Annotated in this window: 15 protein-coding genes; 2 read left to right on the top strand and 13 right to left on the bottom strand. The window is 62.6% G+C overall.

Annotation, left to right across the window (positions count from 1 at the left end; translation table 11 throughout):
* Window positions 1-163: 163 nt before the first annotated feature.
* The 6 genes from AC1DS6_RS25275 to AC1DS6_RS25300 form a co-directional block, all read right to left on the bottom strand.
* Entirely contained in the window at window positions 164-736 is a 573-nt protein-coding gene (locus AC1DS6_RS25275) for a nitrogen fixation protein NifQ (RefSeq protein ID WP_477103395.1), read from the bottom strand.
* A gap of 171 nt (window positions 737-907) precedes the next feature.
* Complete coding sequence (locus tag AC1DS6_RS25280) at window positions 908-1,831, bottom strand: EAL domain-containing protein (protein WP_441625720.1); 924 nt, start codon at window positions 1,829-1,831, stop codon at window positions 908-910.
* Between the two features lie 486 nt (window positions 1,832-2,317).
* Window positions 2,318-3,430: a hypothetical protein gene (locus AC1DS6_RS25285; protein WP_477103396.1), complete on the bottom strand. Its 1,113-nt coding sequence runs from the start codon at window positions 3,428-3,430 to the stop codon at window positions 2,318-2,320.
* A gap of 173 nt (window positions 3,431-3,603) precedes the next feature.
* A complete protein-coding gene (locus tag AC1DS6_RS25290) occupies window positions 3,604-5,319 on the bottom strand; it encodes a hypothetical protein (protein WP_477103397.1) in 1,716 nt (571 codons plus the stop codon).
* Window positions 5,320-5,705: 386 nt separating this feature from the next.
* Window positions 5,706-6,482 (bottom strand): XpsR family transcriptional regulator, encoded by a 777-nt coding sequence (locus AC1DS6_RS25295; protein ID WP_477103448.1) that lies wholly within the window; start codon window positions 6,480-6,482, stop codon window positions 5,706-5,708.
* 625 nt (window positions 6,483-7,107) lie between these two features.
* Window positions 7,108-7,395 (bottom strand): hypothetical protein, encoded by a 288-nt coding sequence (locus tag AC1DS6_RS25300; RefSeq protein WP_477103398.1) that lies wholly within the window; start codon window positions 7,393-7,395, stop codon window positions 7,108-7,110.
* Between the two features lie 48 nt (window positions 7,396-7,443).
* Here AC1DS6_RS25300 and AC1DS6_RS25305 point away from each other — a divergent pair, with 48 nt between their 5' ends.
* Window positions 7,444-9,447: a polysaccharide biosynthesis protein gene (locus tag AC1DS6_RS25305; RefSeq protein WP_477103399.1), complete on the top strand. Its 2,004-nt coding sequence runs from the start codon at window positions 7,444-7,446 to the stop codon at window positions 9,445-9,447.
* Window positions 9,448-9,537: 90 nt separating this feature from the next.
* Entirely contained in the window at window positions 9,538-10,674 is a 1,137-nt protein-coding gene (locus tag AC1DS6_RS25310) for a helix-turn-helix domain-containing protein (RefSeq protein WP_477103400.1), read from the top strand.
* Here AC1DS6_RS25310 and AC1DS6_RS25315 read toward each other — a convergent pair.
* From AC1DS6_RS25315 to AC1DS6_RS25345, 7 genes are all read right to left on the bottom strand, one after another.
* The gene (locus tag AC1DS6_RS25315) at window positions 10,612-11,499 is read right to left on the bottom strand and encodes a transcriptional regulator (protein ID WP_477103401.1); all 888 of its coding nucleotides are present in this window, start codon (window positions 11,497-11,499) and stop codon (window positions 10,612-10,614) included. The two genes, AC1DS6_RS25310 and AC1DS6_RS25315, sit on opposite strands and share 63 nt — an antisense overlap.
* A gap of 461 nt (window positions 11,500-11,960) precedes the next feature.
* Entirely contained in the window at window positions 11,961-12,248 is a 288-nt protein-coding gene (locus AC1DS6_RS25320) for a hypothetical protein (protein WP_477103402.1), read from the bottom strand.
* Complete coding sequence (locus tag AC1DS6_RS25325; RefSeq protein WP_477103403.1) at window positions 12,241-12,429, bottom strand: hypothetical protein; 189 nt, start codon at window positions 12,427-12,429, stop codon at window positions 12,241-12,243. The genes AC1DS6_RS25320 and AC1DS6_RS25325 overlap by 8 nt, the downstream gene beginning before the upstream one ends.
* 363 nt (window positions 12,430-12,792) lie before the next feature.
* Window positions 12,793-13,449: a phosphatase PAP2 family protein gene (locus AC1DS6_RS25330; RefSeq protein ID WP_477103404.1), complete on the bottom strand. Its 657-nt coding sequence runs from the start codon at window positions 13,447-13,449 to the stop codon at window positions 12,793-12,795.
* Between the two features lie 78 nt (window positions 13,450-13,527).
* Window positions 13,528-14,706, bottom strand: coding sequence for a DegT/DnrJ/EryC1/StrS family aminotransferase (locus AC1DS6_RS25335; RefSeq protein WP_477103405.1), 1,179 nt, complete (start codon window positions 14,704-14,706; stop codon window positions 13,528-13,530).
* 56 nt (window positions 14,707-14,762) lie between these two features.
* The gene (locus tag AC1DS6_RS25340) at window positions 14,763-15,389 is read right to left on the bottom strand and encodes an acetyltransferase (RefSeq protein WP_477103406.1); all 627 of its coding nucleotides are present in this window, start codon (window positions 15,387-15,389) and stop codon (window positions 14,763-14,765) included.
* The gene (locus tag AC1DS6_RS25345) at window positions 15,386-15,979 is read right to left on the bottom strand and encodes a sugar transferase (RefSeq protein ID WP_477103407.1); all 594 of its coding nucleotides are present in this window, start codon (window positions 15,977-15,979) and stop codon (window positions 15,386-15,388) included. Before AC1DS6_RS25345 ends, AC1DS6_RS25340 begins: the two co-directional genes overlap by 4 nt.
* Between the last annotated feature and the right edge of the window lie 11 nt (window positions 15,980-15,990).

The following is a 15,990-nucleotide window of genomic DNA, read 5'->3' on the forward strand; positions in this document are numbered from 1 at the left end:
GGTCGATTCGCCGCCGGGCTGGTTCCAGCACTGCCGTAGCTCCCCTGTCCCCCGGTTGTTCTCCCATTTCATGGGAGAGGGGAGCAAACCAGCGTTTTGCCTGCGGCCACCCGCACCCGCATGTAGTACCCGCACGAAAGCATCCCCGTGGGCGCGTGCCTGCCTAATGCCAGCCGATCACCGTCTCGGTGCCGTGGCAGCCGGCGTAATTGTCGCAGCCGGCGCAAGCCGGTTCAGGACAGGGATGCAGGTCCAGCCGCAGACATAGCTCGCGGTAGAAGAATTTCTTCCACTTCATGTCCGTGGTGTTGGCTGCATGGAGCGAGGGAAAGTAGTCCCGCAGCAAGCGCGAAACGTCGTGCCTGCCGGCCAGGCCCATGTCGTGCCAGAGATGGGACCCGCCAAAGCAGCCGCTGGCCAGCGCATGGGCGGCCCAGCGCGTTTCCGGGCGGGCCGGATCGCCCGAGGAGACCAGCATCTCCACCAGGTCGGCAAACTCGCAAGGCAGCGCGGCGGCATCGACAGGCGCCGACTCGGGCGCCCACCCCGCCGCCCTGGCGCCGGGGAAGCAATGATCGAGCATTTGCCAGAACTCGGGCTCAGCCAGGCCGAGCCACTGCGCGAACCGAGGCAGCCTGCCGGCGTTGGCGCTTTCCAGCACGCCGGCCAGCGCGCGGCATGCCGGCTCGCCAGGCGACAGCGAAAACGCATCAAGGATCAGCAACGACTGGTTCACGGCAATGCCTTGTGGAGTTGGACACGCCAGCCATGCCGGCTCTGGCGGTGGCCGTGCGGTAGCCGGCCATTGCCCAATTTCCGAAATATAGCGATGTATATAACGGTAGTCAACGCGAGGCCATGGAAGGCTCTACAGGGCGCAGGGGTGCCCCGTGGCCCGGCGGCTCGCTCAAAGCACCAGCCTCTCGAACGGCACCGGCGGCGAAATGGCATATCCCTGCAGCAAGTCCGCGCCAAGCGATCTTGCCAGGACCATATCGTCCGGACTCTCCACGCCTTCGGCCACGGTCTGCAGTTCCAGCGAGCGTGCCAGGTCCATCGACGAAGAGAACAGCCGCCTGGCGCGTTCGGCATGCCGCGCCCGGTGCAACAAGGTCTTGTCGACCTTGACCTGCGTGAAAGGCAGCAGGCCAAGGGCTTGCAGCGATGCGTAGCCGGAACCGAAATCGTCCTGCGAGATCACCATGCCGCGCGCCGAGAGCGCGTTGAGGTTCTCCAGCAGGCGAGCCTCGCCCTCGCGGGAGATCCGGGTCTGTTCGGTCAGCTCGAGCACCACCCGCGAAACATCCAGTCCATGCGAGATGCTGGCATGCACAAAGCCCTGGACAAACCCCGCGGCGGCGGCGGTCCTCGGGTTGACGTTAAGGGCGAACCGGCCCGCATAGCGGGGAAAACGAGTCTGCACGCGCCCGCAAGCACCCAGGAAATGATCCAGCAGCAGGGTTTCCACCCCATGGCTAGTGATACTGCCGATGAACGTCTCCGGCGCATGATGCCGGCCTTTGTCGGACCAGCGCGCCAGCACTTCCAGCCCGACGATGCCGCCATGCTGCGCACTGATCTGCGGCTGGAACACCGGGTAGATATGTCCGAGCTCGATGGCGCCGATCAGGTCGTCCCTGGTGAGCACAAGCAGTTCCTCGCTATCCAGGCTGCGATCCATGGCGCCCGATGGCCGCGACATCAACCGCCGCAGCCGCGCCATGCGCGCTGCCGCGGCATGGCCCTCGCCCTCCGGCCCGGCGCTGGCCACGTCCGGATGCGAGGCCGCCTGGCGGGCAGACACCTTGCCCCTGATAAACGCGTAATGCAATCTAAGCTCCTGGAAGGCCCTTTCACGGTCGGGCACGACTGCACATTCATCACCTGGGAACCGCAAGCGAACACGCCACATCGCGACAACGTCATGCCGCCCGGCAACACTACTGGCTCCGCTAACGGCGATTTCAAACTACGGCAAACCTGAAAACCGTCCCTTATGCACGCCCGGCCCCATTCTTTCAGCGCCCAGCCATCCACGGCAGACCCCGGTTCCCCTCCTAAGTAGGACCACCTACCAAGGCAGGGTACTGACGCAATACAACCCATAAGACAATCCGTCCCAGCAAGACTGACCCCTTGCTGAACCACTCAAGGGGTGTAGGGGCGCCCTGCACCTACACCCTTCTTTTTCCGGGTCAGGCCGTCCCCTCCAGTCCCGTTGCCATTCACCTCGCCGGCCGCGCATGGCGCGCACGCCGGTCATCTCGCACCTTCAATCCCGGCCGCGCCCCGAAACCCGAATTCCGCGAGCCTTGCCCTAAAAACCCGAGAAGCGGATACCAATCGAGCCATAGCCGTAATAGCGGTCCATCTTGCCCGCGGTGGCGGCATTGTAGAGAAACGGAATGGTGCCCACGAAGTTGTGCAGCGAGCCCTGCCCCCGCAGGAACACTTCGACGTTCTTCACCACCGCATACGACAACTCCAGCCCCAGCGTGTGATTCGACTTGATCGGGGAATTGCCGTACGCGCTGGCACGGCTATCGACGTTACTGCGCAGCAAGTACTGGAACTGGTAGCCCAGCCTGGCAGTGAAATTCTCGTACTTCCAGCGCCACGAGCCGCCTAGGTTCAGGTAGCCGGCGGTGTAGTTGAAATCGTCATTGATATTGAGCCCGTACTGCCCGGCGTCGGTCGAGAAACTCGCGGACTGCAGGTTGACGTTGCCAACGCGGCAAGGCGCGGCCAGGCTGCCGTTGGCGACATTGTCGGAGTTGATGCCGACGTTGAAATTGCACCCACCCTGCTGCAACCGCGTATTGAGCCCGCCGATGGTCACACGGCTGACGCCCAGGCCGATAAACCCCGTCAGTTTGTTGCGCTCGGTCAGGTCACCGGAGAAGATCACATCGGCCTGGCCCTGAATGTCATTGGCATTGTTGACCGTGACGCTGTTGAACGTGGCATTCCTGACCTTCAGGGCGGAAGAGCGGCTCAAGCTACCCGAGTGGTCGCCCCATAGCGAGAAACGCACCAGCAGGCGGTCGCGCGCGCCGGGCTCGGCCAGCGGGTCGTAGTGCAAGGCCAGCATCCAGGTATCGATCTGGTTGTTGTCCGGCCCGTAGTCGATGCCGCGGCGCCAGTACGTGGCGGAGCCCGACCATTTCGGCGAGAACTTGTAGCCCAGCATCAGCTTGCCGCCGCGGTAATTGCCGGCATTGTCCGGCGCGCCGCCATGGCTGTTGAAGATGTCCATGGCGTTGTTGACCATGTCATAGCTGGCCTCCGCGCGAAATGCAGTGAACTCGCCCGTGGTGGGTTCGGCCTGCAAGAACACATCGTCGGGCGCCGCATTGGCAACGCCAGCGCATGACAAGCCCAGCATCAATGCGCCGGCATTGCCGAGCCGGCGCGTGCGATACAACAGCATAGGGAAACTCCGAGGCCAGGAGGCGGACCTCATCCACGGCGTTGGCCGGGTCGTGGTCCGGCAAACTGCACACAAAAAAGAAGCCGGTCACCCGCCATCGCGCCTGCGGGCGCGCGTGACGAATGACCGGGCAGCCCTCCCCGGACCACGGGAAGGGCCGGACTGCGGACCAATCAGGGATTCAGCGTGACAGCGACCTTGATGCCGTTGCCGCTAACCGTCGACGAGTTGGTCTGCACCGTCTGCGTCTGCACCTTCTCCGCGCCGCCGGTGACCACCTTGCCAACGCTGACCGCCTTGCCGCCCTGGCCCGCCACCGCAAACGTCACCGGGAAGGAGCTGGTCGCCTTGGGCGTGAGCGCGTCGATCTGTGCCGCGCTCAACGCACCGGCGCTCTTCAGCTTGCCGAGGAAGACCGTGAAAGGCAGGTTCAGCGAGCCGCTGCTAGCGGAGTCAAACAGGTTGTCGGCCACGCCGCTGCTCAGGCTCGCGCCGGCCGTGATGCTACCACCGACCCGGAACGAATACGTGGTGTTGGCCGGCACGGTGGCAGCCGTCAACTGCGAGCCGTTGAACGTCAGCACGACCTTCTCGATAATGACGTCGACGTTATTGCCGTTGTAGGAATAGCTCAGGCCCGCGCGCACTTCCGGAGCCGCACTGCCGAAGGCGTTGCCGTTCTGCGAGACCGCGACCTTGATGGCGTTCAGCGTGCCACCCCGTACCGTCACGGCATCGGAGACCGGGAACACATCGCCGTTGATGGTCAGGCTGGCCAACTGGATGAAGTTGGTCGGCTTGACGCTGTTTGCCACATCATTGATGGCTCCGGAGTTGACGTTGCCGCCCAGAGCGGTGGCAGCGTCCTGGATTTTGCCTGCGTTGCCAGTTGCCACGGCAGCGCCGAGGCTGGCCAGGTTGCCAGTCAGCGCCGCGTCAGCCAGCGCGGTGGGCGTCACTGCCGCGACCAGCGCATTGCTCGCCGCCGACTTGGCGCTGTCCACCACCGCATTGACCGAACCGCTTTGCTGCAAGGCAGCCAGCGTGGCGGCCGGGTCGGCGCCCAGCACAATGGTGCCCAGGGCCGCGTTCACGTTGGCGACCTGGCTGGTCACGACCGGGCCGGCCAGCGCGGCCACGTTTGCCGCCACTGCGGCGATACTGGACTGCACGCTGGCCGGAAAGCCTGCCTTGGCATTCTGCACGGCCGATGTGATGACCGTGGATACCAGTGCGCCGCTGGTCAGGTCGGCGGTACCGGAACCGGCATTCACCGCGCTGGCCACTGCGCTGGCGGCTGCCGCCGCTGCAGCTTCCGCCGTCAACGTGCCGCCCGTGGTCTTGGACAGGCCAGCAAGCGTCTTGGCGACCTGGTCCACCAGTTGCTGGACCACCACCGAGGCCTTCAGCACGGCGGCGTCATTCATCGGGTCCAGGGTGGAGAGGTCCTTGCCTTGCAGGCCAAGCTTGGTCGCGAGTGCCGCTGCCTGGGCGGAGCCCAGTTGCGCGACCAGGGTCGTCAGCGGCGTGACCACGGGCGTCACACCCGCCTTGTAGGCCACGGCCGGCGCCTGCAGCACGCCGGTGAAAGGCTGATTGGTGCCGATGTCGGTACCGCCCGTCACCTTGAGAGCGCTGGTTGTGCAACCATCCGGGAACGTGAAATCCCCGTTCGCCTTGGTTGTCGCCGTCTTGTTGCTGCAATCGAGAAAAGTCACCGTGGCCTGCGCCAGGTAGAAGTCGACCGCCTTGCCTTGCACAGCGGCCGGCGTGGGCGTAGGCGTGGGCGTGGGCGCCGGTGAATCCGAGCCCCCGCCGCAGGCCACCAGCGTCGCTACCGCGGAAGCCGTAAGGCCGAGGGTAAAGATATTCCTGATATTGGTTTGCACTCTTCTCGCTCCTGAAATCACTACGTCATTACTTCGATACGTCGTCTATGGATCCCGAACCACACCAGGGCAGCGCACCGCCTGTGGTGCCCTTCGCCGCCCCGGCTATTCGCCTCTCATGGATACCCTTGCTGGCTCTTGCAACTGCAATCGGCATGACCACTTCGCCAGTGCCTTTGCCAGCCCAACTAGATAAACAATCGCCACTACCGTGTCACCCCTACTTGGCGGGGGAAAGCGCGGACTTGCGTGTGGGAACGCAAGGCCGGCAACCCCGCACGGCCGTTGACAACGCTGCCGCGCATGTCCCGGTGTTGTTTCGCCGAGTACAGCGAACGCGCCGGATAAGCCCGGAATGCCCGGAATGCCCGATGCGGCTGATGCCGCTAATGGAGAATGGGGAAGTCCTCCCGCACAAGCCAGCGTGCGATATACCGGCCCATTGCCTCCAGCAGGACATCGGAAGTCAGTCCGGTCGCGCCCGCCAGTGCGGGACACACGATCCAGGTGGTACCGTCGTGATCCAGCACACGCAGCGTCTTCGCCAGGTCGGCGGGTTGCAGGACATAACTGCCAGTCCGCGCGCTCTCCAGGCCGAACGCGTGCACGAAATCGCCGAAGTGCCGCTCACCCAGGCATACCACCACCTTGGGCTTCCATTGCCGGCGAATGCCTTCGATAAAGCGGAAACGATTGCCATTGCGGCAAAGATCGACATAGCGCTGCTTGGGCACCAGCGCCGGTTGCCCGCGAAACGCCCTTGACCACGGCGTCTGGCCAATCAGGTGCGCCGGCAGCGGGAAAAGGCTGAGCTTGAATTCGGCGCCGTTCGGTGCATAGAGATGTTGATCGAAGTAATGCTTCCAGTCGCACTCATCCTGGGAACAGGAGAATGTCTGCGCCCGCGCCGCCGCCATGATCCTTGCGATCTTCTGATGGGACTGCCAGCGCTCCATGCTGTCCCTGTGCCGGTCGCGATATGCGTGATCCCAGGCGCCCGGCTGCGTACGCGGCTCCAGTGGCGCCACCAGCGACTCTACCCAGGGATGCGGCGTACTGTCGCAAAACCAGACGGCCCCTGCGGGATTTCCCCCTTCCATTCCAACGTAAGACGCGAAATACGCGTCCAGCTGCTCACGTGAGAATACTGCCTTTTGTTCTATTTCCATGCCCCTACCGCTTGGTGGAATTAAAGATGCCCACGCACCGAGGCAAACTTACCTGTACGACATGACGGGCGTGAGACGCCTCGGATGCATCGGCAACTCTCTAATAGAACGATGGAGACAACCCACTCCACTGAAGGGGGAACGCAATGACCGCTGGCGCTCTCGCGCACCTTCCCCCTTCGTATCGGATGCCGGCCGGCACAATGCCAACGCCAGGCTTCGACGGATTTGACCTGCCCACAACCAGTCTGAATCAGTGCATTGCTTTTGGATATGGCTTTCAGGAACATATATTGTGAAACCCGCGATGTTCCCGATGCCGTCCCAAAGAGCCTGATCTCGTTTGCGCGAAACACTTACTAGGCGGAGCGAGATTTTGCGCGAGATTTGACCGGTCCGCGCCCCCCTTTGGAGGGATTCTCGGTAGTCTTCTTTCCCTTCTTACGAAGGGTACCCATCGCGCAAGACGAAGCGCCATTCGACGCCCCGCCGTCTTCACGACGGCTTTCCATACCCGTGGCATGGAATGTGTATCGCCGATGACAAATGCGGTCTGCAAGCAAATTCATGCGAGACCGCACGCCACCGCGCCTTTGTGGAATACAAATCGCGCACCGGATTAGCGAAAACTCGTTTTAATGCCGGCAATCAGAATTGCGATGTCTTTTCCAAAAGGATCGGTGCGCGCCAGCAATCCGTAGTTCGCTTGCGCGTGGTCGTCGCAACGCAAGGCCACCCCATCCCTCGGTTTCCCTTCTCCCGCAGGGTACCGGTAGCTACCGCTGCGCCGCACTATTCGCACCAATCGCAAGATGAAGGAAGCCTGCCGGGAAGCCAGCCAGCATCGGCTCGTCTCACGTGGCATTCCCTTTTTTTCTCGTCCTGCTGCAGGCCAGGCAGTCATCATTTACCGCACCTGGATCACCGGTGCCGGATTTGCAATGTGGATATGCAAATGACATCCGCGCTTACTCAATGGCTACTCGCTCTACCGCGCCGTGGCAAAGTCGTTCTCATGGTGACGGCAGATATCATGATGCTGCCGCTGTGCTTCTCGCTTGCGCTGCTCCTGCGCAAGGGAGATGCCGACCTGCTCAATCAATACGGCGCGTTCCCACCGCTGGCGATCGCGCTGTTCACCATCCCCGTGTTCTACCTGAGCGGGCTCTACCGCACCGTGCTGCGATTCATCGATCTCAAGGTCTTGTGGATGTCCGGCATCAGCCTGGCCGCGCTGATCGGACTGACTTATCTTTTGTCCCTGCTGATTCAGGACGAATCCCTGCCGCGCACCGGTTTGCTGATCTACTGGTTTATCGCGTTTGCCTATGTCGTCATCTCACGCTTCCTGGCACGCGCGTTGCTGCGCACCTCGCATTACCGCAAGAACCGCAGCAAGGTGGCGCGCCTTGCGATCTTCGGCGCCGGCGAGGCTGGCTTCCAGCTTGCCCTTGCGATGCGTGCCAGCCCCGATCACCAGGTGCTTTGCTTCTTCGATCACGACATCACGCTGAACAACAAGATCGTGGCCGGCCTGCCCGTCTATGACGCCAAGCGGCTGACCGAACAGCTGGGCCGGCTGAATATCGACGAAGTCGTGCTGGCCATTCCGTCGGCTTCGCCCGAGCGCCGCCGTGAAGTGGTGGAAAGCCTGCGCACCCAGGCAGTGGAAGTGCGCACCCTGCCCACGCTGCTGGAACTGGTGGATGGCAAGATCACCACGCAATCCATCCGCGAAATCCGTATCGAGGATCTGCTTGGCCGCGAGCCGGTGCCCCCCAACAAAAGCCTGTTTGCCAAGTGCACGCGCAGCAAGGTTGTGATGGTGACAGGAGCCGGCGGCTCGATCGGCAGCGAACTGTGCAGGCAGATCGCCACGCAGGAACCGCGCAAGCTGGTCCTGTTCGAACACTCCGAGTACGCGCTGTACACGATCGAACAGGAATTGCGGCAGCTCTTTCCGGGGCTGGACATATCGGCGCGCATCGGCTCGGTGTGCGATCCCGAGGCCGTCACGGCCGCGGTACGCCAGAGCCGTGTCGATACCATCTACCATGCCGCCGCGTATAAGCATGTGCCGCTGGTCGAGTCGAACATGCCGGAAGGCATCCGCAACAATGTGCTGGGTTCGCTGACCGTCGCCGATATCGCCCACATGTACGGCGTGGAGACTTGCGTCCTGGTCTCGACCGACAAGGCGGTACGCCCGACCAACGTCATGGGCGCGAGCAAGCGCATGGCCGAACTGGTCTTCCAGGCCGCCGCCGCGCGTCCGCGCACCCGCACCACCTTCTCGATGGTGCGCTTTGGCAACGTGCTGGGTTCATCCGGCTCGGTCGTGCCATTGTTCCGCCGGCAAATCGAATCCGGCGGGCCGATCACGATCACCCACGCCGACGTGGTCCGCTACTTCATGCTGATCCCCGAGGCGGCGCAACTGGTGATCCAGGCAGGCGCAATGGCCAAGGGCGGCGAGGTGTTCGTGCTGGACATGGGAGACCCCGTACGCATCGTGGACCTGGCACGTACCATGATCGATATGTCCGGACTGCAGGAAAAGACCAGGGACAATCCCGGCGGCGATATCGAGATCAAGGTGGTAGGCCTGCGCCCCGGCGAAAAACTCTATGAAGAACTGCTGATTGGCGAGGGCGTCATCCCCAGTTCGCACGAACGCATCATGTGTGCAAAAGAGCACTCCACCGAAGAGGAGACGCTGCACGATCTGCTGGCCGCCCTGTTCGCCGCCTGCGACACGCGCGATCCGCTCAAGATCCAGAGCCTGGTACAAGCGATCGTGCCGGAGTACGCGCCCTACAGCTCCCTGGATGGCAAGAGAAGCAAGGCGCCGCGTCCGCGCGTACTGCTGCCCTTCCCCTTCGGTGCCCGCGTGCGTGGGCCGGAGGAGGTGCTGGCGGATTTCGCGGAACTGAACGCCAAGCAAGCCAAGGCAGGCTGACCTCGCGCAAGCGGGTCTGTACGGAGTCCGGCGGTTTCCTGTACATTGGATCGCGCCGCAGCCTGATTACCGGGCTGCAATTCCAATGCCATGACAGCGTACAGACTTGCCCAGCCGCAACCGCCGCCGGAGCCCGCCTCCGGCATACCGCATACCCGCTTTGAAGTCGGCACCGCAACCGGGACCCGGTCATCCGCCGGCCAGATCCTGGCCTGGCGCGATCGCGTAGGCCATGTCATCGACCTGAACCTGACGAAAGAACAAGTCGCCCGCCCCTTCGCGGCGGCGATCGACAGGTACCTGGTCGAGGACATGGTCTTCACCGACTGCCGCTGCGACGGCGTCAACCTGCACCGCACGGTGGCGCGGATCTCCACCGACGCCATGCGGCACTATGTGTTCCAGGTGTTTATCGGCGGCAATGCGGGCCTGGTCGAAGGCCGGCGGCGCAATCCCACGCCGCGCCACGGCGGCATCCTGCTGACGGATCTGGGCCAGCCCGCGCGCATGGTGCGCGACGCCTCGCACGCCCTCTCGTTCTTTGTGCCGCGCCCGCTGATGGACGCCGTCTTCCCCGATGCCGAGTCGGCGCACGGCCGCATTGTGGAGGCCAACACGCCAATGACGATGCTCGCAGTCGAGCACGTGACCGTGCTGGCCGGCGAACTCCCGCGCATGACACCAGAGCAGGCCACACCGGCCTTGCGCGAAGCCATCCATCTGCTCGTGGCCGCCTTCCGCAAAGCCGCGCGGCTGGAAGGCGACGCCCGTTCCGCCACCCGCAACGCCATGCTCGCGCGAGCCCGCCGCCTGATTGACCACAGCGCCCACCAGCCGGATATATCGCCCACCGGCTTGCTGGCGGCGATGAACATTTCCCGGCCCTCGCTGTATCGGCTGTTCGAGCACGAAGGCGGCGTACACGCGTACATCCGCAAGCGCAAGCTGCGCGCGGCGGCGTCGGAACTGGTGCGGTTTCCCAATCTGCCGGTGATCGAGATTGCTTACGGGCTGGGCTTCTCCAGCGCATCGGATTTCACGCGCGCATTTCGGCGCGCCTACGGCATGTCGCCGAGCGACCTGCGTATCGAGGCCGCCAGCCCGCGCCGCGAAGAGCTGATGCGCGCCGCCCTCAAGGTACAGGGCCAGGACTATGAGCGCTGGCTACGCCGACATCTGACAAGCCATGAGCGGAGCGCCAACGACGGCGTGTACCGCGGACCATGACGCAGGCGCTGGCTTCATGTCGCCGCGCGCGTCCGGCGCGTGCGTATCGACACGCTCCGCAAAATCCTCGTGCGACAGCCAGTGGCTGATGAAGCACCCCAGGGCGTTGAGCAAAACGTCGGAGCTTAGCCCGGCGCTACCGGCAACGGCCGGGCAGACGATAAGCGTGGTGCCCTGCCGCATATAGACCTGCAGAGTCCTGGCCTGGTCAGCCGGCTTGAGCAAGTGCTCGACTGCCGGAATCCCCTGCATGCCGAAGGCCTTCAGAAAATCGTCGGCATGGCGCTCGCCCAGGCACACCACCACCTTGGGACGCATCCGGCGGCACAAGCCACCGATGAACCGGAACCGCCCTCCGTCCCGGCACAGATCGAAATAGCGCTGCTTGGGATTCAATTCCGGCTGGCCCTGATAAAGCTTGGACCAGGGGAGCCTGCCTTCTGGCCGGATCGCCAAGGGGAAGAGGTTCAGCTTGAACTCCCAGCCGCATGGCCGGTAGAGCATCTCCTCCAGGTACTGCCGCCAGTCGCCCCCTCCGGAGCGCCCGTAGAGTATCTTCTCGCGCGCTGCCGCCATGATCCGGGCAATGCGCTGATGCGTCTGCCAGCGCGCCATATCCTGCCGGTGCCGACTGCGAAATGCCTCGTCCCATGCATGAGGCTGCGGTAAAGGCCGCAGCGAATCGCTCAGCGGCGTCTCGACGCCACTGGGTGAAAACTCGCAAAACCATACGGCGGCCGCGGGGTTCCCGCCTTCCATGCCCGCATACGACGCGAAATAGGCGTCGAACTGCTCGCGGGTAAAAGCACTTTGATGAATTTCCATAGGTCCGGCAGGGGCTGGCGTTTGTGGCAATTTCTAAACGGCTTTACTCCTTCGCCCGTTCCCCGCACGGAAGCCCGACACAACTCAACCAGAGGCAGAACCAGTCACGGCCTTCGGCGGCTGCGGCACCAGGCGCGCGAAGCAAAATCCGCACGCAGGATAATCCCCCCGGTCGGAGGGACTTGACCGTGCGTCTCACTTTTTGGCTGCCTGACGCTCTAATCCTGGGTATCGGCCCGGATACATTAAAGACAAATCCGGCACAGGCGTCCGCACGAACAGCGGCATGGCGCGGCCCGATCTCCTTCGCACCGAGGTGGAGCAAGCCAGGTCAAGATGCACCACTCGGACTGGCGATGCTCTGTGGATGCGCAACAAAATGCAGCGTACGGCCTCGAGGCGCTCCGAGAACCCCGCGAGGCCGATTTGCATACGTTATTCACCCAAATGGGTGGCAGCTATCAAACAGAAGTGGATTGATCCGGCACGTCCACAAGCGCCAGTTCACTCAGTGCCGAAATCTGCAATGCAAGATCCGCCGCCAGGGAAAGCAGGCTCTCCTGAATGTTCGCATCCATGCTGACGAATCGCTCAAGGCAGTTGCCATGTGTCATGAGCAACAACGCGTGAAGGTGCGCGGCTTTAGCGGCGGCGAGTTCGGCGGGAGATTCGAGTTTGGCGCAGGTTGTAAGAGAGGTGTTACGCCCCGACCGGCACGCGGTGACACCATATCGTGTGACTTCATGCATGGTCGCGACCTTGTGCTTGCTGTTCAACCTTGCTTGCAAACCACAAATCTGCACCACGTTGCAACTCGCCACGGCTAGACGCGGGCAGGCTGCGCGGCAAATAGGCAACGGCAACCAAAGGACTGACTCGAAGAGGATTGCGGAACATGCACGAACGTGCATCGCAGGCGAGATCCGCCATGAGAGATACCTCCTGTGTACAACGGTTATTGAACCGCTCCCCAACTCCAATCGGGGGGACGGAAGAAAAGCCGCAACTTCGCGGCTGGTCCGCCTGTACTTCGGGACGCCAATCCCGGTCATCGCTGTTTCGACGACGGGGGAGTATAGCCCGAATGGTCATTCCGTTATGTGAGAAATTGAGACCTGCCAGACTCGCGCCAGAACGCTGCCTCGATTGCTCACAAGATACGACTTGGCAGCCCCCAAACCGACTGCCCGCGGCTTCGATACGCTCCGGCCCCAATTGGGGAGCAACATGATTGCGGGCACGTCGATGCAAAGGGACGCCGCCCGCGCGACGTAGCAATGACGCGCCCGGGGTTTAAGAAAGCCTGCGCAGCCGCACAGATACCCGCCGCGTGCCGTTGACCGGATCCGTATAGATCTGCCGCGTATATTGCTCGGTAGCACCGAGCCAGACAGCCGCGCGCTGCCAGAGCGCCGCCTTGGTCGGGTTGACCGTGCCATGCATATCGACCAGCACCACCACGGCAACCGGCAACGCGACAAGCAAGGCCAGATGCGCCGGGCGCAAGACCGGCTGCCAGCGCAGATACGTGCAAACGACCATCGCACCGACTGCCATGCCAGCCAGCGTTTCAGACAGCGTGTGATAGTTGCCGGCCAGCAGCGTTACCGCCATGAACATCGACGCCGCCAACCCCAGCAGGAATCCCCATCGCGCGGCTTGAGGCCCGCCTGCGGAAAAGAGCATCATGAACAGCAGCGGATAGATTGCCGTGGTCTGCATCGCATGGCCGCTGATACTGTAGAAGCCAATCGATGGCAGACACCAGCCGCGCAGATCGAACGCCAGCTTGCCGGCAACAATCAACGCGACGCCGGCGCCAAAACAGGCCAGCCAACGAATGGCCCGCGCCCGATCCCCGCCAAGCAGCAAGGCAACAGCGACAGACGCGGCAAGCGGCAAAGTCCACGTGCTATCGCCGAACGGAATGACATGTGCCCACAGCGTCATGACCGTGCACCCGCATCACCAGGCGCCCGCCCGTCCGGACAAGCCGCGCGCGCCCTTCCCGCCTTCTCGTGCCCCCTGTCAACCACGCGTAGCCCGCTCCACCACCGCGCGAGCCGCCTGTGCGGTCCGCGCAATTTCTGCCTCGGTCAAGGTTGGATGCACCAGGAACAGCAGGCTCGTCTCACCCAGTTCCTTCGCCACAGGCAAACGCTCGGCCGGACGCCATCCGGTACCATCGAACGCCTTTTCCAGATACACCTCGGAGCAGGAACCCGAATAGCACGGAACACCCGCTGCGTTGATCTCCGCCATGATCCGGTCCCGATCCCAGCCATTAGCCAATGCTTCGGGCCGTACGAACGCATAGAACTTGTACCAGCCATGCTCAACGCCTGCCGGCGGCAAGGGAACCCTCAGCGCCTTGCACGGCTTCAGTGCCTCGACCAGCGTCATGGCGTTCGCCGTTCGCCGCGCGGTCCAGTCCGCCATGCGCTTCAGTTGAATACGACCGATAGCCGCCTGGATCTCCAGCATGCGCCAGTTGGTGCCAAACGACTCGTGCAACCAGCGGAAGCCCGGCGGATGCTCTCGCTCATAAACCGCCTCGTAGCTCTTGCCATGATCCTTGTAAGCCCACATGCGCGCCCACAGATCACGGTCGTTCGTCGTCACCATGCCGCCTTCGCCGCCGGTTGTCATGATCTTGTCCTGGCAGAAAGACCAGGCTCCGACATGACCGATTGAGCCTACAGCCCGCCCTTTGTAGAACGCACCATGCGCCTGGGCACAATCTTCGATCACCGCAACACCATGCTCCTTTGCCAACGCCATGATGGGATCCATATCGCACGGCCAGCCCGCAAGATGCACGCAGATGATGGCCTTGGTGCGCGGGCTCAGCACCGCCCGCACGGTCTCGGCGGTAATGTTCTGGTCATCGCGATCCACGTCGGCGAAGACCGGGGTGGCACCGGCCAGTACGATACTGGACACGGACGCCAGGAAGGTACGGGAGGTGACTATCACCTCGTCGCCAGCGCCGATGTCCAGCGCCTTCAGGGCCACGTCCAGAGCCAGGGTGCCGTTGGCCAGTGCGACGGCGTGTTCCACGCCTACCCAGGCGGCGAATTCGCGTTCGAATTCACGGCCTTCGGTGCCGGTCCAGTAGTTGACTTTGTTGGACAACAATACTTCCTGGACTGCAGCGGCCTCTTCAGCGGTGAAGCTGGGCCAGGGCGACAATGATGTATTGAGCATGGGCAATAGAAGTTAGATACGCAGAGATGCTTGAGACCGCATGATGCGGCTGCTAGTCAAGTCGGATTCAGTGGCGCGGCGGGACAACCAACTACAGTGAGTCCATCGGGTACTACGCTGACCACCACAGCACCCGCACCAACCATTACGCCCGCGCCAATGCGGATACCCTGTCGCACACAGGAGCCCACTCCGATCCAGCTACCGGCGCCAACCGACACGTTCCCCGACAGGTTCGCGCCAGGGCCAATGTGTACTCCCGCCGCCAACACGCAATCGTGATCGACGGTAGCGCCGGTGTTAATGATGTTCGCTTCACCCACTACGGAATCGACGTTCACCACGGCGTTGGCCATCACCACGGTGCCAACGCCTAACCGTACAAAAGGACTGACACAAGCGCGAGGATGAACCACCGTAACAAGCTGGGCCCCCGCTGAGTGCAACGTCGTGTGTCTTAGAATGCGTGTAGCCGAGTTGCCGATCGAGACGAGGACACCATCGAAATCGCGTAGCCGATTCAACAAAGCAGCGGTATCCCCGATTACTGACCAGCGGCCATTCAATGACACACCTGGCCAGGCATCGTCAAAAAACACTACAGACTGCCAACCGGCCGCAAGCGCTGCATCCGCAACCACTTTGCCGTGGCCGCCAGCGCCTAACAACGCTAATGCCTTCATTGGCTATTTCCCGTGAACTTTGTCATGGTCGCTTCACCAGCCGCGCTGATGCCCTCACGAACTAGTACCTTGCGCACGGTGAGCCAAAGGATCTTGATGTCTAGCCAGAGCGTGCGGTTTTCTACGTACCAGACATCTAGTTTGAACTTTTCGTCCCAGCTCAGTGCATTACGGCCGTTTACTTGGGCCCAGCCAGTGATACCGGGACGAACGTCGTGGCGGCGGGCTTGTTCAGGTGAGTACAGGGGTAAGTACTCCGTCAGCAAGGGACGCGGGCCAACCAGGCTCATGTCGCCTTTCAGGACATTCCAGAGTTCGGGAAGTTCGTCGAGGCTGGTGGATCGAAGGAAGCGGCCGAAGGGGGTGAGACGGATGGCGTCTGGCAAGAGTTCGCCGTCTGCCCCGCGTGCGTTGCTCATCGTGCGGAACTTGATCATCTGGAACACTCTTCCGTTCAACCCTGGACGAGTTTGACGGAAAAACACGGGACTCCCCAGTTTCTTGCGTACTTGCCAAGTCAATATTAGAAGCGGCAGGCTGAGAAGAAGCAACGCTGCGGCTGCGAGAACAATGTCGAAAATGCGCTTCATCAATCAGATCC

The organism is Cupriavidus sp. 05L310 (assembly GCF_056398185.1).

Excerpts from the sequence above, each read along its gene's own strand:
- AC1DS6_RS25305 (WP_477103399.1), top strand. The coding sequence starts at position 7,444 with ATGACATCCGCGCTTACTCAATGGCTACTCGCTCTACCGCGCCGTGGC.
- AC1DS6_RS25310 (WP_477103400.1), top strand. The coding sequence starts at position 9,538 with ATGACAGCGTACAGACTTGCCCAGCCGCAACCGCCGCCGGAGCCCGCC.
- AC1DS6_RS25320 (WP_477103402.1), bottom strand. The coding sequence starts at position 12,248 with ATGCATGAAGTCACACGATATGGTGTCACCGCGTGCCGGTCGGGGCGT.
- AC1DS6_RS25330 (WP_477103404.1), bottom strand. The coding sequence starts at position 13,449 with ATGACGCTGTGGGCACATGTCATTCCGTTCGGCGATAGCACGTGGACT.
- AC1DS6_RS25340 (WP_477103406.1), bottom strand. The coding sequence starts at position 15,389 with ATGAAGGCATTAGCGTTGTTAGGCGCTGGCGGCCACGGCAAAGTGGTT.
- AC1DS6_RS25315 (WP_477103401.1), bottom strand. The coding sequence starts at position 11,499 with ATGGAAATTCATCAAAGTGCTTTTACCCGCGAGCAGTTCGACGCCTAT.
- AC1DS6_RS25325 (WP_477103403.1), bottom strand. The coding sequence starts at position 12,429 with ATGGCGGATCTCGCCTGCGATGCACGTTCGTGCATGTTCCGCAATCCT.
- AC1DS6_RS25335 (WP_477103405.1), bottom strand. The coding sequence starts at position 14,706 with ATGCTCAATACATCATTGTCGCCCTGGCCCAGCTTCACCGCTGAAGAG.
- AC1DS6_RS25345 (WP_477103407.1), bottom strand. The coding sequence starts at position 15,979 with ATGAAGCGCATTTTCGACATTGTTCTCGCAGCCGCAGCGTTGCTTCTT.
- AC1DS6_RS25285 (WP_477103396.1), bottom strand. The coding sequence starts at position 3,430 with ATGCTGTTGTATCGCACGCGCCGGCTCGGCAATGCCGGCGCATTGATG.
- AC1DS6_RS25300 (WP_477103398.1), bottom strand. The coding sequence starts at position 7,395 with ATGATGACTGCCTGGCCTGCAGCAGGACGAGAAAAAAAGGGAATGCCA.